Source organism: Amnibacterium sp. (assembly GCF_025463795.1).
Classification (GTDB): Bacteria; Actinomycetota; Actinomycetes; order Actinomycetales; family Microbacteriaceae; genus Amnibacterium.
This window is the reverse complement of the sequence record NZ_JAODBE010000165.1, coordinates 1-21338: the sequence shown is the minus strand read 5'-3', so window position 1 is coordinate 21338 and position 21338 is coordinate 1. Positions and strand designations below refer to the sequence as shown.

The window sequence follows — 21338 nt, the reverse complement described above, 5'->3', positions numbered from 1 at the left end:
CCTTCACGCGAGGCGGTGGACGGCGCGCTCCGGGATGGGGAGCCAGGCGGGGCGGTTGCGGACCTCGTAGACGCACTCGTAGAGCGCCTTGTCGAGCTCGAGGGCCGCGAGGAGCCGGGCGCGCGGCTCGAGCGGCTCACCGAGCCGACCGGCGTAGCCCTCGAGGAAGGCGTCGCGGGCGGTGTCGGCCCAGGCGCGGCCGGACGGGTCGGCGTCCTCCAGCTCGAGGGTGCCGGCCACGTAGTCGAAGGAGCGGAGCATGCCGGCGACGTCCCGCAGGGGCGTGTCGGCCTCGCTGCGCTCGGCCATCGGTCGCAGGGGCTCGCCCTCGAAGTCGAGCAGCACCCAGCCGCGGTCCGGCACCGACAGCACCTGACCGAGGTGGTAGTCGCCGTGGATGCGCTGGAAGGGCGGCCAGTCGTCGGCCTCGGCGGCGGACAGCACCGCGTCGATGCGGTCCTCCGATCCGGCGAGCGACGGGACCGCGCGGACGGCCTGCTCGGCGCGGGCGCGCATCCCTGCGAGAAGGGCGCGCTTGGCCTCGGGGCCGGCGGGCACCGTCGGCAGGGCGGCCGCGAGCACCTGGTGCACCTCCGCGGTGGCCGCGCCGAGGTCACGGGCGGGTCGGGCGAAGTCGACCCCGCCGCGGGCGGCGGCGAGCGCCACGCGCCAGGCGTCCTCGGTGTCGGCCAGGAACTCCTGCGCGACCGCGAGGTGGCCGCGCGCGCGGCCGTCGGCACGGCCGGGATCCGGCCACTCGCCGAGCACGGCGCCGTACGTGGCGGGGACCCGGCCGGACCCGGCGCCCGCGATCGCGGACTGCAGCACCACGTCGGGGTTCTCCCCGTGGTGCAGGGCCCGGAACACCTTCACGATGACGGTCGGCCCGGGGTCGCCGTCCGGCGTCGCCGTCGTCACGATGACCGAGGTGTTCGACTGCTCGCCGGAGAGCACCCGGGCACCGGTCACGGTCGGTGGCGGGCCGAGCCAGCCGAGGCGCTCGCCGAGGGCGCTGACCTCGCCGCCCTCGCCGGCGGTCCCGCCGCCGAGCGCGAGCCCGACGAGGGCGGCGGCCCAGGCGCGGTCTCGGGGCCCGTCGACGACGACCGAGTCACCGAGGTCGATGCCGTCCGGATCCTCGGGCCGGCTGACGAGCGGCACCTGGTAGAGCGCCCGGGCGTCGGGGGAGTGGTCCTGCACGAGCAGCGTGCGGGCCTCGGCGCCGGCGACGTGGAGGGCGAAGGAGCCGAGAACGGTGAGGTGCGGGTCGGGCGCGTGGTTGGCGAACCAGCGCTGCCGCGCGATCCAGGCGGTCAGCCGCGGCGTCGCGACCGTGCGGCCGGCGTCCTCGAGGATCCCCATCCCTGCAACCTACCGACGCGGGTTCCGCGCCCGCTCCGAGCCGCTCAGGCGGGCTGATCGGGTTCGGCGCCCGTCTCGACGTCCGCGTCGGCCGGGATCGAGAAGTCGTGCGCGACCTCGTCCTCGTCGGGGAGGTCCGGGTCGCCCTGCCGTGCCGTCATACCGCCACCGTACCGATCGAGCGTCGCCACTGTCCGGGGGATCGGCGCGGCCGATGCGGCCGGACGTGGCGACCGCCTGCCCTGCGTGGCGCGGCGGGCGGCCCGCGCTTCCGCGGCCACCCGCAGCGCGCGGCTCTCGTCCTCGGCGCGCGCCATCCTTTCGGCGAGGCTGGTGCTGCGCTTCGCGTCGCGCACGACGACGGAGAGCGTGTGCTCGGCGGCCGTTCCGGCACGGATCTGATGCATCCGCACGACCTCGATGTCGAGGCTCGCGCCGAGCACGAGCATCAGGTTGGAGAGGAACAGGTACAGCGTGATGACGAGCGCGCCCGTCATCCAGCCGTAGACGCTGAACCTGCCGAGCCGGGTCACGTAGAGGGCGAAGGCGCTGCTCGTGACCGCCCAGCCCGCGATCGCGAGGGCGGGCCCGAAGCTGATCGGACCGCGGTGCCGTCGCACGTTCGGCGTCCACCGGTAGAGGGCGCCGAGCATGAGGACGAGCACGGCGAGCAGCAGCGGCCACTTCAGCACCTGCCCCGCGAGGCTCCAGTCGTCGTCGACGGATGCGGTCGCGGCCACGGCCCTGCCGAGCCGCGGCGTGGTCAGCACGATGGTCGCGACGAGCGCGCCGCCCGCGGTCAGCGGGACGGCGAGCAGCAGCATCGTCGCGCGCACCTTCCAGACCGGCCGCCCCTCCTCGACCCCGTAGAGGGCGTTCAGGGCGCGGCCGAACGACGCCGCGTACGCCGAGACCGCCCAGATCGTGAGCAGCACGCCGATCGTCAGGGCGAGGCCCGGCAGCGGGATGGTCGCGAGCGCCCGGAGCGGTTCCCGCAGCGCCTCCACCCCGGACGGCGGGGCGACCGCCGACATGACCGCGAGGATCGTCGCGTCCGCCTCGCCGCGGTGGGTGACCAGCGCGAGCGCCGAGACGGCCGACAGCGCGATCGGGAAGAGCGCGAGGAACGACAGGTAGGTGAGCGCTGCGCCGGCGTCGACGCCGCGATGCCGCAGGAAGCCGAGCCAGGTGCGGCGGAGGACGTGCCGCCACTCCGCGACCGTCAGCAGGCCGCGATCGGGTCCGGCTGCGCGTCCTGCGCCCGGATCCGTCATCGGCGGGCCGCCTCACCCCTCGCGGACGACGTCCGCGGGCCGCTTGTCGGGACGCCATCCGCGCCAGCTCGGCTGCCGGAGCCGGCCGGTGGCCGTCCACTCGGCGAATCGTACTTCGCCGACGAGGTCGGGGGTCACCCACCGGGCGTCCCTCGCGTCCGGCCGGGGCACGTCGAGGAACGGTGACGTCGCCCGCTCGCGCTCCCGCAGGAGCGCGCCGATGGCGTCGAGGTCCTTGTCGGTGAACCCGGTGCCCACCTTGCCGACGTAGGCGAGCCCGTCGCCGGTGGGCACCCCGAGCAGGAGCGCGCCGACGCCGCCCTCGCGGCGGCCGGCCCCGGGCTTCCAGCCGCCGACCACGACCTCCTGCGCCCGCTCGTGCTTCAGCTTCAGCCAGTCGCCGCTCCGCGCGCCGAGCAGGTACGCGCCGTCGCTGCGCTTCGCGACGACGCCCTCGAGCCCGAGACGGCGGCTGGTGGCCATCGCGTCGTCGACGACGGGTCCGAGGTCGGTCCCGGTGGCGTCGGCGACGACCGGCGGCACCTCGACCGGCCCGGTGCGTGTGACGAGCCGCTCGAGCAGTGCTCGCCGCTCCCGGTAGGGGCGGTCGGTGAGGCCCGCCCCGTCGAGCTCGAGCAGGTCGAAGAGGAAGAGGTGCACGGGTGCGGTCCGCCGCACCCGTTCGACGTCGCCCGGCCGGGTCAGCCCGAAGCGCTGCTGCAGCAGGGCGAAGCTGGGCGTGCCGTGCTCGTCGAGGGCGACGATCTCCCCGTCGAGCACCGCCGACTCCGCCTCGACCGCCCCGGCGAGCGCGCCCAGCTCCGGGTACGTGGCGGTCAGGTCGAGCTCGTTGCGGCTCGTCAGCACGACGCCGCGCGCCGTGAGCTCGGCGATCGCGCGCACGCCGTCCCACTTCATCTCGAGCGACCAGCGCTCGGACGGCATCGGGCGGCCGTTCCCGGTGGCGAGCATCGGCTTCACCGGCCTCGGGAGCGGATCGCCGGTCGGCGGGTGCTTCGCGTCGACGGTGGTCGACAGCGCCATCCGGTGGATGAGCCACTGCTCGCCGGCGTGCTCGCCGCCGGGAGCGGCCGCCTCCGCATCGGCGGGCTCCCCGGTGCGGACGAGGGCGACCCGCACGGGCTCCCCGGCCAGGCCGCCGTCCGCGCGGCCGGTGAGCGTGGCGATGACCTCGTCGTCCCGCCACTTCTCGGCGGTGTAGGTGCCGGAGTCCCAGATGGTGACGCTGCCGCCGCCGTACTCGCCCTTCGGGATCTCGCCCTCGAAGGAGCCGTAGTCGAGCGGATGGTCCTCGGTGTGCACGGCGAGGTGATTCCGCTCGCCGAGGCCCGGCACGCCGCGCGGGAGCGCCCAGGAGACGAGCACGCCGTCCCGCTCGAGGCGGAAGTCCCAGTGCAGGCGGCGCGCGTGGTGCTCCTGGATCACGAACGCGTTCCCCGCGCCGACCGTCGGCGCCGCCACGGAGACGCCGGGCTCGGGCGTCCGCCCGGCGTCCCGCATCGCCCGGTAGCGGGCGAGCCGGTCCTCCGCCGGATGCAGGGGAGCGAGCGGGTCCGGGGCGCTGCGCAGCCGCTCGAGCACCTCGCCGGGCGTCAGGTGCCCGAGGGCCGGATCGTCGAGCTCCTCCCAGGTGCGCGGCGCGGCGGCCATCGGCCGCAGGGTTCCGCGCAGCGAGTACGGCACGAGCGTCGTCTTGGCCGCCCGGTTCTGGCTCCAGTCGACCAGCACCTTGCCGGTGCGCAGGGTCTTCTTCATGTCGGAGACGACGAGGTCCGGGTGGTCGGCCTCGAGGGCCCTGGCCAGCTCGTGGGCCACCTCGGTGACCTGATCCGAGGTCCAGGCGCCGTCGAGCGCGGCGTAGAGGTGGATGCCCTTCGACCCGCTCGTCACCGGCACGGCCGTGAGGCCCATGTGCTCGATGATCGGGCGGATGAGGCGGGCGACCTCCGCGCATTCCGCGAGCCCGGCGCCGTCGCCCGGGTCCAGGTCGAGCACGAGCCGATCCGGATGCCCCGCGCTGCCGTCCGGCTCGAACCGCCACTGCGGCACGTGGATCTCGAGCGTCGCCTGCTGGGCGAGCCAGGTGAGCGTCGCCCGGTCCTCGAGCAGCGGGTACACGTTGCCCCGCGACTCGCCGGGGATCCGCCTGCGCTCGATCCACTCCGGCGCGTGCGGCTCGAGGTTCTTCACGAAGAACACGTCACCGGGAGCCTCCGCCGTGCCCACGCCGTCGGGCCAGCGCTTGCGCGTCACCGGCCGTCCCGCGGCGAGCGGCACGAGCGCGTCGGCCACCTCGGCGTAGTAGGCGAGCACGTCGCCCTTGGTGAACCCGGTCGACGGGTAGAGCACCTTGTCGAGACGCGACAGGGTGACGCGACGCCCGTCGACGTCGACGATCCGGCGCTCCGCATCCTTCCCGGCCATGGGATGAGCGTGGCCTGGATGGCTCCTGAATTGCTGAGACGACCTGCGGGAACGCCGCGGGAACCGCCATACTGGCCCTCCACCAGGCGATTACCCATCTTGGAGGCGGTCTCGTGCGCAGCATCTGGCGCGGTGCCATCACGTTCGGACTCGTGAACGTGCCCGTGAAGCTCTACGCCGCGACCGAGGACCACGACCTCTCGCTGCATCAGGTCCACGACGCCGACGGCGGCCGGATCCGCTACCAGCGGCGCTGCGAGGTCTGCGGCCGCATCGTGGACTACGAGCACATCGACCGCGCGTACGACGCCGGCGACCGCACCGTCGTGATCACCGACGAGGACCTGAAGACCCTGCCGATCGAGAAGAGCCGCGAGATCGACGTCGTCGAGTTCGTGCCGTCGGAGCAGGTCGACACGATCCGCCTCGACAAGAACTACTTCCTCGAGCCCGACTCGAAGAGCCCCCGCTCCTACATGCTGCTGAAGCGCGTGCTCGAGAAGGCGGACCGCATCGCGATCGTGCAGTTCACGCTGCGGCAGAAGACCCGCCTCGGCGCGCTCCGCGTGCACGGCGACGTGCTGCTGCTCCAATCGCTGCTCTGGGACGACGAGGTGCGGCAGGCCGAGTTCCCCTCCCTGAAGACCGACATCCGCATCCAGCAGCGCGAGCTCGAGATGGCGGAGGCCCTCGTGCGCAGCTTCGAGTCGGACTTCTCGCCCGCCGACTACACGGACGAGTACCAGGTGCAGCTGAAGAAGCTCGTCGACGCGAAGCTCGCCCACGGCGAGTCGGTCGACACCGAGGCCACGTTCGGCGAGCAGCCGGAGGGCAAGGGCGACGGCGAGGTCATCGACCTCATGGAGGCGCTGCGCCGGTCCGTCGCCGCCAACCGGGAGGCGTCCGAGCAGCGCGCGTCGACGTCGAAGACGCGCACGAAGACCCCCGCCAAGCGCGGGGCGTGATGGGGGAGCAGCAGCGGTACCAGGCGCGGTTCGGCTGAGTCAGTCGCGGCGCAGCATCGCCGGAAGGGCGAGCCACAGCGAGGCGATGATCACGAACATCACGGCGCCCGCGACGATCCCGGCGACCGGCCCCGCCGCGACGTGGAACACGAGCACGGCGACGCCGACGATCGCGAGGCCCGCCACCGCGAGCGCGACGCGGAGGATCCGATCCGTCCAGTGGACGAGCACGTCCATCCGGTGCTGCCGGAAGAGGCCGCGGTGCAGCGGGACGGGCGCGAGCACGAGCACCGTCGCCAGGGCCGCGAGCGACACGGTGATGAGGTAGGTCGTCACCTCGGCCGGATCGAGCTTCGAGAACGTCTGCTGGAACGCGACCGTCAGCAGGAAGCCGGTGAGGATCTGCGTGCCGGTCTCCAGCACCCGCAGCTCCTGCAGCAGCGCGTTCCAGTTGCGGTCGAGGCGCTCCGCCTCGGTCTCGTCGCGGCCGTCGCCCGGCACCGCGTCGCGCTGGTCGTTCCTGCTCCCCGCCATGCCACCGAACCGTACCTAGGCTGAGCGGATGGCGGCACCCCACGCGCTGAAAGCCCTGGCAGACGAGGTGGGGCCGGCCCTCACCACCGATCCGGCGGCGCTCGCCGCGTACCGCACCGACCGGAGCGGCTGGACGACCGACGAGGTGCCGCTCGCCGCGGTCCGCGCCCGGGACACCGCCGACGTGCAGGCGACCATGCGGATCGCCTCCGAGCACGGGCTGCCGGTGGTTCCGCGCGGCGCCGGCACCGGGCTCGCGGGCGGCGCGGTCGGCACCGCGGGCTCGATCGTCGTCGACGTCGCCCGCATGGACCGCGTGCTCGAGATCCACGCGGCCGACGAGCTCGCCGTCGTGCAGCCGGGCGTCGTCACCGACGACCTCGCGGCCGCGCTCGCGCCTCACGGGCTCTGGTGGCCACCCGATCCGGCCAGCCGGGCGATCTCCACCGTCGGCGGCAACATCGCCACCAACGCCGGCGGACTGCTCTGCGCGAAGTACGGCGTGACCAGGGAGAGCGTGCTCGGACTCGCCGTGGTCCTCGCCGACGGAACACTCATCCGCACGGGCCACCGCACCGTGAAGGGCGTCACCGGGTACGACCTCACCGCCCTGCTCATCGGCTCGGAAGGCACGCTGGGGATCGTCGTGGAGGCGACGCTGAAGCTGCGACGGCGCAGCACCGATCCCGTCGTGACCATCGGCGCGGGCTTCCCGACGGTCGTCGATGCCGCTGGTGCGGCGGCCGCGATCACCGCGTCGGGGCTCCGGCCCGCCGCGCTCGAGCTGCTCGACGCCGCCAGCTGCGCGGCCATCGACGCCTACCTGGCGGATGTGCCGGACATGCCGTCGCTCGCCGGGCGCGGGGCGTTCCTGCTCGTGCAGACGGACGGGCCCGCCGCGCTCGCGGAGAGCCGCGCGGCCCTCGCGCTGATCGAGGCCGCCGGCGGCGTCGCCGAGCTCGCCCCGGACGAGGCGGCGGGGGAGCGCCTGCTGCAGGTGCGGCGCAGCGCCCACCCCGCGTACGCGCGCCTCGGTGAGGTGCTCATCGAGGACGTCGCCGTGCCCCGCACCCGCCTGCCCGCGATGTTCGCCGCGATCGAGAGGATCAGCGCCACGTACGGCCTGCCCATCCCGACGGTGGCCCACGCGGGCGACGGCAACCTGCATCCGAACCTCGTGATCCCGCCCGGCCTCCCGCACGAGCCGGGCACCTATCCCGACGTCGTCTGGGCGGCCGCCGAGGAGCTGTTCCGCACGGCCATCGAGCTCGGGGGCACGCTCACCGGCGAGCACGGCGTCGGCGTGCTGAAGCGGCGCTGGCTCGAGGACGAGCTCGGCCCCGAGGTCACCGCGCTCTCCCGACGCATCAAGGCGGCGTTCGACCCACAGGGGATCCTCAACCCGGGCAAGGTGTTCTTGGCCTCGTGACCGAGTTCGCCGCCCATTCCGTCCGCGACCTCGCGCTGCTCGCCGACGGCGAGCGGGGGGCGGTGCTCGCGCCGGATGGGAACGTCGCGTGGCTCTGCGCGGCGCGCTGGGAGAGCCCCGCCGTCTTCGCACGGCTGCTCGGCGGGGGCGGCACGTTCGCCGTGCGACCCGTGGGCGTCAGCGTGTGGAGCGGCAGCTACGAGCCGGGGACGCTGATCTTCCGCAGCCGCTGGAAGGGACGCGGCGCCTCCGTCGACGTCGTCGACGCCCTCGCGCTGCCTGCCGCCCGCGACTCGCTCACCCTGCTGCGCCGCATCGACGCGACCGACGGCGACGTCGCCGTCGAGATCGAGTTCGACGTGCGAGCCGCCTACGGCCGCCGCCGCTCCCGGGACGTGCGTCGCGACGACAGCGGCTTCTGGCACGGCCGGACCGCCGACGGCATCCGCTGGCGGCTGGGCGGCGCCGCCGAGGCCGAGCCCGATGAGGACGGCGTGCTGCGGCTCACAGCCGGGCTCGCCTCGGGCGGGCAGCGCGACCTCGTGCTGGAACTCGGCACGAACCTGCCGGAGGCCCCCCTCCGGGCCGACATCGCATGGCCCGCGACCGAGGACGCCTGGCGGGGCCGTGTGCCGGCCATGACGCAATCGGTCGCCCCGCGCGACGCCCAGCAGGCCTACGCGGTGCTCTGCGGCCTCACCTCCCGCGGCGGCGGCATGGTCGCGGCCGCCACGACCAGCCTGCCCGAGAACATCGGCGGCGCCCGCGACTACGACTACCGCTACACCTGGATCCGCGACCAGTGCTACGCGGGCCTGGCCGACGCGGCGGCGGAGGGCACCTCGCTGCTGCAGCCGGCCCTCGAGTTCGTCACCGCCCGGCTGCTCGAGGACGGGCCGAACCTGAAGCCCGTGTACACCTCCTACGGGGAGGTCATGCCCGACGAGCACGAGCTCGCGCTGCCGGGCTACCCGGGCGGCCGATCCGTGATGGGCAACCGCGCCCACCGGCAGTTCCAGCTCGACGTGTTCGGGGACAGCCTGCTGCTGCTCGCGGCGGGGGAGCGGATGGGGTTGCTCCACTCCGACGGGCGGACCGCGGCGAACATCGCCAAGCAGGCGATCGCCGACCGGTGGGACGAGCACGACGCAGGCATCTGGGAGATGGAGCCGCGGTGGTGGACCGAGTCACGGCTCATCTGCGTCGCCGGCCTGCGCGCGATGGCCAAGGAGCACGGGCCCGCGGAGGCGGCGCGCTACCTCCAGGTCGCGGACCGGATCGCCGCGGAGGCGACCGACCGGTCGCTGCACCACGACGGCTACTGGCGCCGCCACCCGGACACCGAGGGCACCGACGCCGCGCTGCTCATGCCCGCCGTGCGGGGGGCGTTCCCCGCCGACGACCCCCGCAACCTGGCGACGCTGCAGCACGTGCTCGACGACCTCACCTCCGACGGCTACGCGTACCGCTTCCAGCACGGCGACCGCCCCCTCGGTGAGACGGAGGGCGCGTTCCTGCTGTGCGGGTTCATGGTCTCGCTCGCCCAGCACGCCGCCGGGAACGAGATCGAGGCGTTCCGCTGGTTCGAGCGGAACCGCGCGGCGGCCGGGTCGCCCGGCCTGTTCGCCGAGGAGTTCGACGTGCAGCAGCGGCAGCTCCGCGGCAACCTGCCGCAGGCGTTCGTGCATGCGATGCTGCTCGAGACCTCCGTCGTGCTCGGCCGCTGACGCCGTTCCCCCAGCAGGAGGTGGGATCATCCGACCGTGACCAGTGAACCGGTCGATCTCCAGGCGCAGCGCCTCTTCAAGGCGGCGCGCCGAGGGGAGCGGGTCTGGCCCCTCGCGGCCCTCGTGGCCGTGCTGTACGCCCTGTCCACCTGCTGGTCGTTCAGCCGCGCCCTCGGCGGGGACGGCGTGCTCATCACCGTGCGGGTGCATCCGACCATCTGGGTGCCGCTCGGGCTCGCGGCCCTCGCCGCGGCCGTGCAGGTGCTCGCGCGGATCGCGGAGGAGGCGGGCGCGTCGCCGTTCTGGTGGCCCCGTCAGGCGAGGCGCGCCCTCGTCGGCCTCGCCTTCGCGCTCCCGGTGCTGCTCGCCGCCGTGCAGCCGGCGCTCGTGCTGATGCAGATCGACGCCGGGACGGCGGAGCCGACACCGATCGCGGGGTGGCTGATCGGCATGAGCGCCTCGACGAACGGCTGACCCGCGGTCAGATGCTCCCCACGCTGCCCGCGTCGACCCGGTAGTTCGCGCCGTTCACGAACGAGGCGCCCGCGGAGACGAGGAACGCGATCACCGCGGCGACCTCGTCGGGCTCCCCGCGTCGCTTGATCGCCATGAACGGCCGCTTCTCGGTGAGCATCTGCTCGACCGCCTCGTCGAACGAGACGCCCTGCTCCTCCGCCGACCTCGTCATCATCGCGTCGGTCATCGGCGTCGCGATGAAGGCCGGGGAGACGGCGTTGACCGTCAGGCCCTCCTTCGCGTAGGTGCGGGAGAGCCCTTTCATCAGGGCGAGGACGCCCGCCTTCGCGGAGCAGTACGGGATCTCGTCGTCGTAGGGCTGCACGGCGTCCTCGCTGGCGAGGAGGACGAGCCGGCCCCAGCCGCGCCGCAGGTGCGGCAGGAACGTCTGGACGATCCGCACCGGACCCATGAGGTCGACCTCGAGCGTGCGCGTCCAGCCCTCGTCGTCGATCTCGTGGAACAGTCCCTGCGCCCCGGTGATCCCCGACGACTGCACGAGGATGTCGACCTGCCCGACGGACGCCTCGATCCGCCCCCGGAGCGCAGCCAGGTCGGCGAGCCGCGTCACGTCGGCGGCGAATGCGAACAGGCGCCCGTCGTCCGCATCCAGGCGGGTCGCTGCGGCGTCGAGCGTCGCCCGGTCGACGTCCGAGAGCACGACCGTCACGCCCTCCTCGAGCAGCCGCTTCGCGGTGTGCCAGCCGATGCCCGAGTCCCCACCGAACACGAGGGCCGTCTTTCCTGCGATGCCGAGATCCATGGGCGCAGCCTAGGAAGCGACAGCCGGCGATCCAGGCCGCTTCCCGGGGCTTCCCAGGGCGCGTCCAGAGCGTGGGGCCTTCACTTGTCCCGTGGCGGGCGACGTGGTGCTGGGCGAGGCGCGGGTCTTCCGGACCGGCCCCGCGGTGCTCGGCGAGAGCCCGTTCTGGGACGCCGGGGCGCTGCACTGGGTGGACATCGGCCGTGGGCTGCTGCACGTGTCGCCGGGCGAGGGGCCGGCGGACGGGTCGGCCGACCGGGTGTTCGAGCTCCCGGCGCCGCTGCCCTGCATCCAGGCCGCCGAGGGCGGCGGCTACGTCGCCGCGCTCAAGGACCGGGTCGTGCGGCTCGACGCCGACGGGCGGATCACCGCCGAGCTAGCGCGCGTCCGTCTCGCGAACGACGGCATGCGGCTGAACGAGGGCAAGGTGGATCCGCAGGGCGCCCTGTTCGTCGGCGCCATGGACGCGGAGCAGGCGGACGCCGACTGGTACCGCGTGAGCGGGACGGGTGCCGTCGTGCACCTCGGCGGGTTCGCCGTCACGAACGGCCTCGAGTGGTCGCTCGACGGCTCGACGGTCTACCTCGCGGACACCGCCGTGCAGTCGATCTACCGCGCCCCGTGGGATCCGGACACCGGCCCGGGGGAGCTCACCGTGCTGCACTCGGGCGACTCCGCCGACGGTGCCGTGCTCGACGCCGACGGCTGCCTGTGGACCGCGGTGAACGGCGACGGCGTGGTGCTCCGGCTCGACCCGGAGGGTCGCGAGCTCGAGCGGGTGACCGTGCCGACGAAGGCGGTCACCGGGGTCTGCTTCGGCGGCGAGGACGGAGGCACCCTCTTCGTCTGCTCCGCCCGCGACGGCATGTCGGACGAGGAGCGGGCGGCCGAACCCCTGTCGGGCGCCGTCTTCGCCGTCGACACGGCGGTGCACGGCCTGCCGCTGCGCCGCTTCCGGGCGACATGACCGCGCTCATCGGCCCGTCCGCGCCCCAGAGGCCGATCTGGGCGGAGCCCCAGGTGCCGCGGCACGTCGGCACGGCGGTCGCCGCGGCGTTCGGCATCGCGATCGCGGCACTCGCGGTCGCGGCGGTCTTCGTCTACCTCGTGAGCGGGCTCGGGGCGGACGGCGTCGCGATCGCCGGCGCCGCGGCCCTCGTGCCGTTCGCGATCGTGCTCGCCGTCGTGCGGTGGATCGACCGGTGGGAGCCGGAGCCGCGGGTGGCGCTGCTGTTCGCGGTGCTGTGGGGCGCAGGCGTCGCCGTCGCCATCGCGCTGCTGTTCGACCTCGGAGTGGAGATCGTCCTCGCCCAGACGGCGGGGGCGCACCCGGATCCCGTGCTGCAGGCCGTGGTCCAGGCACCGCTCGTCGAGGAGAGCGCGAAGGGCCTCGGCGTGCTGCTGCTGCTCTGGTTCAACCGGCGCAACTTCGACGGCCCGGTCGACGGCATCGTCTACGCGTCGACCGTCGCGGCCGGGTTCGCGTTCAGCGAGAACATCCTCTACTTCGGCCGCGCCCTCGCGGAGCACGGCGTCGGTCCCGACTTCGCGGTCGTGTTCGTCGCCCGCGGGCTCTTCTCGCCCTTCGCGCACGCGCTCTTCACGTCCTGCACCGGGTTCGCCCTCGGCCGGGCCGCGGAGCGCAGCGGGCGGCTCGGCGCCATCGGCTGGTTCGTGATCGGGGTGGTCCCCGCCGCGATCCTGCACGCCCTGTGGAACGGCGGCCTCGCCGCGGCCCGGAACACGATCGGCTACTACTTCACGGTCGAGGTCCCCATCTTCCTGCTCGCGGTCGGCCTCGTGCTCGCCGTACGGGCCAGGGAGCGGCGGATCACCCGGGCCCGTCTCGGCGAGTACGCGGAGGCCGGCTGGTTCACGCCGGACGAGGTCGCCCTGCTGTCCACCTGGACCGGCCGTAGGCACGCGTTGCGGTGGGCCGACCTCCAGCCGGACCGGCGGCGCAAGCGGCGGGCGATGATCCGCTTCGTCCGCGACGCGACCCGCCTCGGCCACGCGCGGCAGCGGCTGCTGAAGGCGAGGGTCGGCGTCGGCCGCACCCCCGACGAGCAGGAGCTGCTCACCCGCATCACCGCCGACCGCGCCGTCCTCGTCTCCTGACGCGCGCGGGTGGTGCGCCGTTCCGGAGCTCCCGGGCGACACGCCGCCGCCGCGCTCGTGGGGGCGGCGTGTCGTCACATCCCTCCGGAACGGCGCGATGACGGATCAGGCCGGATGCGGCAGGAGGCCGGGCGGCGCGAGCAGCAGCACACCCGCGGCGAGCGCGACGAGTCCGGCGAGCACGAAGAGTGCCGCCCACACGCCGCCGGGCAGCGCCGTGATCCGCGCGAGCTGGTCGGCGTCGGACGTGCCCCGGCGATCCCTGCGGCGGGCGCCACCGAGCTCGATCGCGGCCCGGAGGCCGCCGAGGAGCAGCAGCGCCGCGAGCGCCAGGGCGATCCGCATCCGCCAGATCGGATCGAGCCACCACGTGGCAGCGGCGACGAGCACGCCGGAGAGCAGCACGGTCCAGAGCCCGAACCAGTTGCGGATCTGCACGAGCACGAGGGTCAGGAGCAGGAGCGCGCCCCACAGGGCCAGCGCGGCGTGGCCCGCCCCGACGGCCCAGGCGACGAGGACGCCGGCGCCACACGGAGCCGGGTATCCCGCGGCGAGCGTCAGCGCCATGCCCGCTCCGCGGGCCTGCCCGACGCTGACGGTGAGCCCCGACGTGTCCGAGTGGAGCCGGATGCCCGCCAGCCGCCGCCGGGTGACCGTGGCCGCGAACCCGTGGCCCGCCTCGTGGACGATCGTGATCCCGTGCCGGAGCCGCCGCCACATCGGGTGCCAGGCGACCGCGGCGGCGACGACGAGCCCGGCGACCACGTCGTCGAGCGTGCCGGGCGACGGAGAGGGGGCGAGCACCCGCCCGAGGATCGCGGAGAGCACCGCCGCCACGGCGCTCACGGCGTCGGCGCCGCCGCGTCGTACCGGAGGAAGCCGCGGCGCCGCACCAGCACCGCGACGAGTGCCATCACGAGCAGGCCACCCGCCACCGGGGGCAGCCAGAGCTGGTCCGTCTTCGCGATCAGCCCGGTGACGAAGTCGCCGACGCGGGGCCCGCCCGTCACCACGACGATGAACACGCCCTGCAGGCGTCCGCGCACGTCGTCGGGGGCCGCCGCCTGCAGGATCGTCGAGCGGAAGATCGAGCTGACGTTGTCCGCCGCGCCCGCGCCCGCGAGCAGCACGGCCCCGATCCAGATCCCGGCCAGGTCGACCGTGGGCGGCCGCCCGACCTCGCCGCCCGCCCGCCCGAACGCCACGACCGCGAGCACCACCCCGAACGCCAGGATGCACGCGCCGTATCCCTCGATCGCGCGCTCGATGGCGAGCCCCTGCCGCCGCACCCCGCCGAGCCGCCCGGAGAAGACGCTGCTGATCAGCGCCCCGATCGCGAACGCGGCGAAGAGCACGCCGACCGTCACGGATCCGCCCCCGAGCAGCACCGCGCCGATCGCGGGGAACAGCACCCGCGGCTGCCCGAACGTCATCGCGACGATGTCGACGACGAACGTGGTGCGGATGTTCGCCGCGCCACGGAGGAACCGCATCCCGCTCGCGAGCGATTTGAGGCCCGGCCGGTCCACGTGCGCCGCCGGCGGCAGCGCCGGCAGGGTCAGGATCCCGGCCAGGGAGCCGACGAAGAGCACCGCGTCGATCGAGTAGCACCAGGGGAAGCCGACGGCCGCGACGAGCACACCGGCGAGCGCGGGGCCCAGCGTCACCGCGATGCCGGTGCCGATCCCGTTCAGGGCCGCAGCCGCCGGCAGCAGGCGCGCCGTCAGCAGACGCGGGGTGATCGCCGACTCCGTCGTCAGGAGCACGGTCGTGGCCACGGCCGACAGCGCGGTGAGCAGGTAGAGCGAGAGGGTCGACTGCGCACCCGTCCAGGAGAGGGTCGCGAGGCCCAGCGACGCCGTCCAGGACACCACGGCCGACGAGACGGCGACCACCCGCCGGTCGAACGCGTCCGCGAGCATGCCGCCGTACAGCCCGGCGAGGATCGTCGGCACCAGCGCCACGACGCCGATCAGCGCCACGTCGAACGTCGACCTCGTCAGCGTGTACACGTTGAGGCCCGCCGCGACGATGGTCAGCTGGCCTCCGATGCCCGCGATCGCCCGTCCCGCGAACAGGCGCGCGAACGCCGGACTCGCCCGAAGCGGTGAGAGGTCGACGAGGTGGCCCGACCCGCGCCCCGCTCGCGACTCAGCCACCGCACACGTCCCTTCCGATTGACTTGCGGCTCATGACCGACTTGAACAGCAAGCCCGAGCTCGATCCCCCCACGGGGGCCGCCCCGGCGGACCTCGTCATCGAGGACATCGTGACCGGCGACGGGGCCGAAGCCAAACCGGGCGGCACCGTCACCGTCCACTACCTCGGCGTCGACTTCGACTCCGGCGAGGAGTTCGACTCCTCCTGGAGCCGCGGGCAGTCCATCACCTTCCCGCTGAACAACCTCATCGAGGGGTGGAAGCGCGGCATCCCCGGCATGCAGGTCGGCGGCCGCCGCAAGCTCACCGTGCCCCCGCAGCTCGCCTACGGACCCACGGGCGCCGGGCACCGGCTCTCCGGCCGAACGCTGATCTTCGTCATCGATCTGCTCTCCGCCTGAGGCGTTCCTCCGAACGCCCGCAGGGACGCGCCGGAAAGGGTTGCGGGATCCGCGACGCGGGAGCATCCTGACACCGTTGATTCATCGCCCGGGCGAGTCGCAGGCAGTGCCGCGACCACCGGGCGATGAATCTGTGTTCATTGCCGTGCCGCTCCTCGTTCATGGCCGTGCCGCTCCTCGCGCGGCACGGCGTCGCTGGCGCTCCGCCGCGGGCCGTGCGAGGCCCGCGGCTCCGGGTTCCTGAGGTCGGGTCGCGTGAGTCGTCGAGCGAATCGTTCCGGTCCGTTCACGGGGCCGCTGCTGCGGGGAAGGCCCTAGGGTTGCGCGGGTGACGGACGCCGCCGCGCTCATCTCCCGCCTCACCGCGGTCGTGCCCGACTTCCCCCGGCCGGGCGTTCTCTTCCGGGACCTCACACCCACGCTGGCGGACGCTGAAGCGCTCAGGACCATCACCGACGAGCTCGTCGCGCACTTCGCCGGGCGGTTCGACCTCGTCGCCGGCATCGAGGCGCGGGGCTTCCTCCTCGCCGCGGCCGCCGCCTACGCGAGCGGCAGCGGGGTGCTCGCCGTCCGCAAGGGGGGCAAGCTGCCGCCCGAGACCCTCGCCGTCGCGTACGACCTCGAGTACGGGTCCGCGGTGCTCGAGGTGCGACCGGACCGGTTCCCCGTCGGCGCCCGGGTGCTCGTGCTCGACGACGTGCTCGCGACCGGCGGCACCGTCGCCGCCACGTGCGACCTGCTGGAACGCGCGGGCGCCGTCGTCGCCGGCATCGGCGTCGTCATCGAGCTGACCGCCCTCGGCGGCCGCGACCGGCTGGCCGGCCGCGAGGTCCTGGCGCTCACCTCCCTGGACTGACGCGCGAACCCGTCCTCCCCAGCCCCGCCGGACGCCGGGCGCGACGCCCCTCCCGCACGCCCGCCTCGTGGCGGGAGCCGCCCCGGCAGGCTGCCCCGCATGACCGAGATCGTCCGCGCAGCCCGACCCGTCGACCTCCTTCGGCTCGTCCCGCGGCTCGTCGGATTCGCACCGACCGAGAGCCTCGTGCTCGTCGCATTCACCCGCGAGCGCACCGGTTCGGCGATGCGGGTCGACCTGCCCGCCACCGACGACCCGGCGGTCCTCGACGCGATCGCCCGCCACCTCATCGGGCTGCTGTGCCGGATCGATGGCGTCGACGGCCTCATCCCTGTCGTCTACACGGCCGCTCCGTTCGCGGCGGCGCAGGACCGCCTCGTGCAGCTCCTGGTCCGGCACGCGGCGGCCGCGGGCCTCGTCGTCAAGGACGCGTTCTGCGTCGGCGCGGACGGCTGGGGGCACCTGCCGGGCGGTAGGCGGCAGCCGCTCGCCGAGCTCGGACCGGATGCCCCCGACCTCCTCGACCCGGCCGCCGAGCTGCGCATCCCCGATCCCGGGCCGGCCGCACGTGCCGCCTTCCGGGAGGCGCTCGCCGCCTGGCGCACGCGCCCGGCCGGCCCCGGCGGCCCCGTCCACGGCTACCTGCCGGGTGCCGGCCTCGAGGGCGCCGGGTTCCGCCGTGGTGAGCCGTTCCTCGTCCGGGCCGCGCGCGGATTCGACACCGGGCCGCTGATCGAGGGCATGCTCACCCCGCACGACGACAGCGGCGACCCCTGCCCGTGCCTCGCCGCGTTCGCCGCGTTCGCCGACGTCCCCGCGCTCGCGGAGCAGCTGTTGCTCGCCATCGCCTGGGGGCCGGCGTTCGGCGACCGGGTCCGCGCCTCCTGGCTGGAGCGCGACGAGGACGACGCCGTCGCCCAGGCCGCGCTCGACGGAGGCGAGCTCGGTCGGCCGGACGTACCGCGCATCGAGGCGGGGCTGCGCGCCGTCCGCGCGGCGCTCGCGCACCTCGAACCCGCCGAGCGCGCACCCCTCGCCGCGTGCGCGGCCTGGCTCCACTGGGCCCTCGGGCGCGGCTCCCTCGCGGGCGGATTCGTCGACCTCGCGCTCGAGACCGAGCCCCGTCACCCGCTCGCGCTGCACCTCGCCGCGAGGCTGCGTCGCGGCGAGCTGCCCGAATGGGCGTTCCGAACCCAGCCGGGCCTGTCGCTCGAGCAGCAGGTGCGACGCATCGCCTGAGCCGCCGGCCCCTCCCGGCCGACATAGACTCGATGGCCGCGATTCGGGAGGGAACCCGCGTGACCGACACGTCCGAGACGGAGCTGCACCGCGAGCAACGGTACGTCGCGGGTCTCTACGACCGCCTCGACACCCTGCGGCAGGAGACTGCGGCCGAGCTCGAACGCACCCGCCGCACCGGCGCCACCGGCACCCACCAGGCGCGCAGCGAGCGCGACGCCATGGCCCGCCTCTTCGAGGACCGCATCCGGCAGCTCACCGACGTCGACGAGCGCCTCGCGTTCGGGCGGCTGCAGACCGACGAGGGCGCCCTCCGCTACATCGGGCGCATCGGCCTCCGCGACGACGACCAGCAGCCGATCCTGCTCGACTGGCGTGCGCCGCAGGCCAGCGCGTTCTACCAGGCCACCGCGGCCACGCCACTCGGCGTGAAGGTCCGCCGCCACCTCGCCACCCGGGGACGGGCGGTCACCGGGATCGAGGACGAGGTCTTCGACCCGGAGCACATCCCCGACGACACGACGCTCACCGGCGAGTCCGCGCTCCTCGCCGCGCTCTCCGCGCAGCGCACCGGCCGGATGCACGACATCGTCTCCACCATCCAGGCGGAGCAGGACCGCATCATCCGCTCCGAGGCCCGCGGCATCCTCGTGGTCGCCGGCGGTCCCGGCACCGGCAAGACCGCCGTGGCCCTGCACCGCGCCGCGTACCTGCTCTACGCGCACAAGGAGCGGCTCGCCCGCAACGGCGTGCTCGTCGTCGGCCCGTCCCGCAGCTTCCTGCAGTACATCGAGCAGGTGCTGCCCTCGCTCGGCGAGAGCGGGGTGGTGCTCCGAACCGTCGGTCAGCTCCTGCCGGGGATCGACGCCTCCGCGGCGGACGCGCCGGCCGTCGCCGCGGTCAAGGGCCGCCTCGCGATGGCGCAGGTGCTGCGCCGGGCCGTGCACGCCCGGCAGGTCGCCCCCGTCGAGCCGGTCATCGTGACCGTGGACAACGAGCGGATCACCGTGCCGCCCGCGCTGATCCAGCGGGCGATCCGGCGGGCGCAGCAGACCCGCAAGCCCCACAACGTCGCCAGGGTCACCTTCGTTCGAGAGGCGCTCGCCGACCTCACCGACCTCCTCGTCGACGTCGTCGGCCACCGCGGGGGCACCGTGGACGACGAGGACCGGCGGATGCTCCGCGAGGACCTCCGCACGGCGCAGGACGTGAAGGTGCTCCTCAACACCGCATGGCTCCCGCTCACCCCGGAGAAGCTGCTCGGCGACCTGTACGCCCGCCCCGCCTACCTCGCCGCCGTGAGCCAGGAGCTGTCGCCGACCGACCGCGCGCTGCTCGCCCGGGACCGTGCCGCCCCGCTGACCGTCGCGGACGTGCCCCTGCTCGACGAGGCCGCCGAGCTGCTCGGCGAGCTCGACGCGGGCGGCGACGCCCGCCGGGCTGCACGGGAGGCGCAGCACAAGCGCGACCTCGAGAACGCCGAGGCCGCGATCCGCAACATGCGCGTCGAAGGGATGGTGACCGCCGACGCGCTCGCGGCGAACTTCGCCGATCACGGCGACGTGCTCACCACCGCGGAGCGGGCCGCCATGGACCGCACCTGGACCTACGGTCACATCGTCGTCGACGAGGCGCAGGAGCTCACGCCGATGCAGTGGCGGCTCCTGCGCCGCCGGTGCCCGCTGCGGTCGTTCACGATCGTCGGAGACCTCGCCCAGGCGTCGGTCGCCGAGCCCGCCGCGAGCTGGGAGGAGGCGATCGCTGCGCTCGGCGACGAGTTCCGACTCGAGCACCTCACCGTGAACTACCGCACGCCGCGGCAGATCACGGAGCTCGCGGAGCGTCGCGCGCTCGCGGACGGCCTCCCGATCACGCCCAGCCGGTCGGTGCGCGACGGGCGCTGGCCGGTCGACGTGCGCCGCGTCCCCGCGGTGGCCCTCGCGACCGCGGTCCTCGACGCGGTGCGCCACGACCGCGCGATCGACGCGACAGGAACCTTGGCGGTCATCGCCCCCGACAGCCTCGTCCCACCGCTCCACGACCGGCTCGACGCCGAGCTCGGCGAGCCGGTCGGCTTCGGTGCCGACGGCCTCGGTGCCGGCATCTCGGTGCTCGGCGCCCGCTCGGCGAAGGGTCTCGAGTTCGACGCCGTCGTGGTCGTCGACCAGGAGGCCATCGCGGCGTCCGGCGGCAGTGGGGCGCTCTACGTGGCGCTCACCCGGCCGACCCAGCGGCTCGCGCTCGTCGATCCGGCCTGATCAGCCCTTCGTGCAGGCGCCCGAGGACACGGCCTTGGTGTCGGCGGACGCGTGCTCCGCGACCGGGCGGAACTGCGCCGGCGTCATCGCGTAGCCGATGTCCGCCGTGGTCGAGCTCTTCGCGAAGACGATCCCGATCACGTGCCCGGTGGTCGTGAGCAGCGGGCCGCCCGAGTTGCCCTGCTCGACGTCGGCGGCGACCGTGGCGAGCGAACGGTTCGAGCTGCCGCCGCCCTCGACGTTCGGGACGCGCGTGTCGCCGACCTGCAGCACCTTGGCGCCGCCGGAGGTGAACGGGCCGCCGAAGGGGAAGCCGTCGACGACGCCGGTGGTGCCGATGGCGGGCACCCCGTCGAGCGGGAGGGCCGGCCGGCCGAGGCCCGGCACCGCGACGACGGCGAGGTCGGACGTGGCGTCGAAGTAGGTCACCCGGCCCACGAGGGCGGCGCCGTCGTCGCGGAGCACCACGGGGGAGCGGACGCCGGCGAGCACATGGGCGTTCGTGAGCACACGGTCGGTCGCGATCACGAACCCGGATCCGCTCTGGTCCTGCCCGCAGGCGTACGCCGTGCCCGTCACCTTCACGACGCTGCGCGCAGCGCGCTTCAGAGCGGTCGTACCCGTGTCGACGCCCGGCACCACCGGCTTCTCCGGCGTGCCGCCGAAGGCCTCGCCGAGCTGCGGGATGCCGCTCGCGAGCACGGTGCTGCGGAGCTGCGCCAGCGCGGACTGGACCGGAGGCGGGGTCACCGCCCCGATCGTGCGCAGCACGGCGGACGACGCGATCGGCTGGGCGAGGAACGGCACGCCGAGGGCGGCGACGACCGCGGCGACGACGGAGATCACGAGGGCGGCGACCACGAGGTTCGCCGCCGCGCCGAGGACGCGGTCGATGATGCCGAGGGGGCTCTTCAGCAGGCGGCCGCCGAGGAGCGAGCCGATGCCGACCCCGACGGCGTGCCCGATCGCGACGAGCACGAGCGCCGCGACGATGGTCACGATCACGCGCGTGCCCCCGTCACCGACGAGGCGGCCGAGCAGCGGCGCGACCAGTGTGGCGGCGATCGCGCCGACGGCGATGCCGGCGAGCGCGCCGAGGCTGCGGATCAGGCCCAGCCGGTAGCCGTGCACCAGGTAGCCGAGCAGGAGCAGCACGAGGACGACGTCGAGCACCGCGGACACTGCCGTTCGGCTCCTTCCACCAAGTGGGCGAAGCGGACAGCGTATTGGGCGGGCGCCGTCCCGCCCTGCGCGACGGGCGGATCCCGGCGAACGCTCCTGCCCGTCTCGGC

General features: G+C 74.4%; 18 protein-coding genes. 10 read left to right on the top strand and 8 right to left on the bottom strand.

Annotated features, from left to right (window positions below; all coding sequences use genetic code 11):
• Positions 1 to 3 precede the first annotated feature (3 nt).
• From JWQ92_RS13940 to JWQ92_RS13930, 3 genes are read right to left on the bottom strand one after another with little or no spacing between them, the layout of a single operon-like run.
• Positions 4 to 1362, bottom strand: coding sequence for a phosphotransferase (locus JWQ92_RS13940; protein WP_297345065.1), 1359 nt, complete (start codon positions 1360 to 1362; stop codon positions 4 to 6).
• 44 nt (positions 1363 to 1406) lie between these two features.
• On the bottom strand, positions 1407 to 2636 hold the full coding sequence (locus JWQ92_RS13935; RefSeq protein ID WP_297345064.1) for a YihY/virulence factor BrkB family protein: 1230 nt from the start codon (positions 2634 to 2636) through the stop codon (positions 1407 to 1409).
• A gap of 12 nt (positions 2637 to 2648) precedes the next feature.
• Positions 2649 to 5081, bottom strand: a complete 2433-nt coding sequence (locus JWQ92_RS13930; RefSeq protein WP_297345063.1) for an ATP-dependent DNA ligase — start codon at positions 5079 to 5081, stop codon at positions 2649 to 2651.
• A 113-nt stretch (positions 5082 to 5194) separates the two neighbouring features.
• Here JWQ92_RS13930 and JWQ92_RS13925 point away from each other — a divergent pair, with 113 nt between their 5' ends.
• Positions 5195 to 6046, top strand: a complete 852-nt coding sequence (locus JWQ92_RS13925; protein WP_297345062.1) for a Ku protein — start codon at positions 5195 to 5197, stop codon at positions 6044 to 6046.
• Between the two features lie 39 nt (positions 6047 to 6085).
• Here JWQ92_RS13925 and JWQ92_RS13920 read toward each other — a convergent pair whose 3' ends face one another.
• Positions 6086 to 6580, bottom strand: a complete 495-nt coding sequence (locus JWQ92_RS13920) for a DUF6328 family protein (protein ID WP_297345061.1) — start codon at positions 6578 to 6580, stop codon at positions 6086 to 6088.
• Between the two features lie 28 nt (positions 6581 to 6608).
• Here JWQ92_RS13920 and JWQ92_RS13915 point away from each other — a divergent pair, with 28 nt between their 5' ends.
• From JWQ92_RS13915 to JWQ92_RS13905, 3 genes are read left to right on the top strand one after another with little or no spacing between them, the layout of a single operon-like run.
• Positions 6609 to 8009: an FAD-linked oxidase C-terminal domain-containing protein gene (locus JWQ92_RS13915; RefSeq protein ID WP_297345060.1), complete on the top strand. Its 1401-nt coding sequence runs from the start codon at positions 6609 to 6611 to the stop codon at positions 8007 to 8009.
• Positions 8006 to 9736, top strand: a complete 1731-nt coding sequence (locus JWQ92_RS13910) for a glycoside hydrolase family 15 protein (protein WP_297345059.1) — start codon at positions 8006 to 8008, stop codon at positions 9734 to 9736. Before JWQ92_RS13915 ends, JWQ92_RS13910 begins: the two co-directional genes overlap by 4 nt.
• A 36-nt stretch (positions 9737 to 9772) precedes the next feature.
• Complete coding sequence (locus JWQ92_RS13905; RefSeq protein WP_297345058.1) at positions 9773 to 10210, top strand: hypothetical protein; 438 nt, start codon at positions 9773 to 9775, stop codon at positions 10208 to 10210.
• A 7-nt stretch (positions 10211 to 10217) separates the two neighbouring features.
• On the opposite strand, the gene JWQ92_RS13900 is transcribed toward JWQ92_RS13905, so the two are convergent.
• Complete coding sequence (locus tag JWQ92_RS13900; protein ID WP_297345057.1) at positions 10218 to 11015, bottom strand: SDR family oxidoreductase; 798 nt, start codon at positions 11013 to 11015, stop codon at positions 10218 to 10220.
• Between the two features lie 91 nt (positions 11016 to 11106).
• Between JWQ92_RS13900 and JWQ92_RS13895 the strand changes: the two genes are divergently transcribed.
• Positions 11107 to 11982: an SMP-30/gluconolactonase/LRE family protein gene (locus JWQ92_RS13895; RefSeq protein WP_297345056.1), complete on the top strand. Its 876-nt coding sequence runs from the start codon at positions 11107 to 11109 to the stop codon at positions 11980 to 11982.
• Positions 11979 to 13133 (top strand): PrsW family intramembrane metalloprotease, encoded by a 1155-nt coding sequence (locus JWQ92_RS13890; protein ID WP_297345055.1) that lies wholly within the window; start codon positions 11979 to 11981, stop codon positions 13131 to 13133. The genes JWQ92_RS13895 and JWQ92_RS13890 overlap by 4 nt, the downstream gene beginning before the upstream one ends.
• A gap of 105 nt (positions 13134 to 13238) precedes the next feature.
• Here the strand turns inward: JWQ92_RS13890 and JWQ92_RS13885 are convergent, their stop codons facing one another.
• Together JWQ92_RS13885 and JWQ92_RS13880 are read right to left on the bottom strand one after the other, a co-directional pair.
• On the bottom strand, positions 13239 to 13979 hold the full coding sequence (locus JWQ92_RS13885; RefSeq protein WP_297345054.1) for a M50 family metallopeptidase: 741 nt from the start codon (positions 13977 to 13979) through the stop codon (positions 13239 to 13241).
• Entirely contained in the window at positions 13976 to 15292 is a 1317-nt protein-coding gene (locus JWQ92_RS13880; protein ID WP_297345053.1) for an MFS transporter, read from the bottom strand. The genes JWQ92_RS13885 and JWQ92_RS13880 overlap by 4 nt, the downstream gene beginning before the upstream one ends.
• Before the next feature lie 32 nt (positions 15293 to 15324).
• On the opposite strand from JWQ92_RS13880, the gene JWQ92_RS13875 reads away from it, so the two are divergent.
• The 4 genes from JWQ92_RS13875 to JWQ92_RS13860 all read left to right on the top strand — a co-directional run bounded on the left by JWQ92_RS13875 (position 15325) and on the right by JWQ92_RS13860 (position 20046).
• Complete coding sequence (locus JWQ92_RS13875; RefSeq protein WP_297345052.1) at positions 15325 to 15693, top strand: FKBP-type peptidyl-prolyl cis-trans isomerase; 369 nt, start codon at positions 15325 to 15327, stop codon at positions 15691 to 15693.
• A 328-nt stretch (positions 15694 to 16021) separates the two neighbouring features.
• Positions 16022 to 16549 carry an adenine phosphoribosyltransferase gene (locus JWQ92_RS13870; protein ID WP_297345051.1) on the top strand — a complete coding sequence of 176 codons (528 nt, stop codon included), beginning with the start codon at positions 16022 to 16024 and terminating at the stop codon, positions 16547 to 16549.
• A gap of 99 nt (positions 16550 to 16648) precedes the next feature.
• Positions 16649 to 17788, top strand: a complete 1140-nt coding sequence (locus tag JWQ92_RS13865) for a DUF4192 family protein (RefSeq protein ID WP_297345050.1) — start codon at positions 16649 to 16651, stop codon at positions 17786 to 17788.
• A gap of 59 nt (positions 17789 to 17847) precedes the next feature.
• Positions 17848 to 20046: an AAA family ATPase gene (locus JWQ92_RS13860; RefSeq protein ID WP_297345049.1), complete on the top strand. Its 2199-nt coding sequence runs from the start codon at positions 17848 to 17850 to the stop codon at positions 20044 to 20046.
• Here JWQ92_RS13860 and JWQ92_RS13855 read toward each other — a convergent pair whose 3' ends face one another.
• Complete coding sequence (locus JWQ92_RS13855; protein ID WP_297345048.1) at positions 20047 to 21228, bottom strand: MarP family serine protease; 1182 nt, start codon at positions 21226 to 21228, stop codon at positions 20047 to 20049.
• Between the last annotated feature and the right edge of the window lie 110 nt (positions 21229 to 21338).

Excerpts from the sequence above, each read along its gene's own strand:
- JWQ92_RS13940 (WP_297345065.1), bottom strand. The coding sequence starts at position 1,362 with ATGGGGATCCTCGAGGACGCCGGCCGCACGGTCGCGACGCCGCGGCTG.
- JWQ92_RS13930 (WP_297345063.1), bottom strand. The coding sequence starts at position 5,081 with ATGGCCGGGAAGGATGCGGAGCGCCGGATCGTCGACGTCGACGGGCGT.
- JWQ92_RS13875 (WP_297345052.1), top strand. The coding sequence starts at position 15,325 with ATGACCGACTTGAACAGCAAGCCCGAGCTCGATCCCCCCACGGGGGCC.
- JWQ92_RS13865 (WP_297345050.1), top strand. The coding sequence starts at position 16,649 with ATGACCGAGATCGTCCGCGCAGCCCGACCCGTCGACCTCCTTCGGCTC.
- JWQ92_RS13890 (WP_297345055.1), top strand. The coding sequence starts at position 11,979 with ATGACCGCGCTCATCGGCCCGTCCGCGCCCCAGAGGCCGATCTGGGCG.
- JWQ92_RS13935 (WP_297345064.1), bottom strand. The coding sequence starts at position 2,636 with ATGACGGATCCGGGCGCAGGACGCGCAGCCGGACCCGATCGCGGCCTG.
- JWQ92_RS13920 (WP_297345061.1), bottom strand. The coding sequence starts at position 6,580 with ATGGCGGGGAGCAGGAACGACCAGCGCGACGCGGTGCCGGGCGACGGC.
- JWQ92_RS13915 (WP_297345060.1), top strand. The coding sequence starts at position 6,609 with ATGGCGGCACCCCACGCGCTGAAAGCCCTGGCAGACGAGGTGGGGCCG.
- JWQ92_RS13900 (WP_297345057.1), bottom strand. The coding sequence starts at position 11,015 with ATGGATCTCGGCATCGCAGGAAAGACGGCCCTCGTGTTCGGTGGGGAC.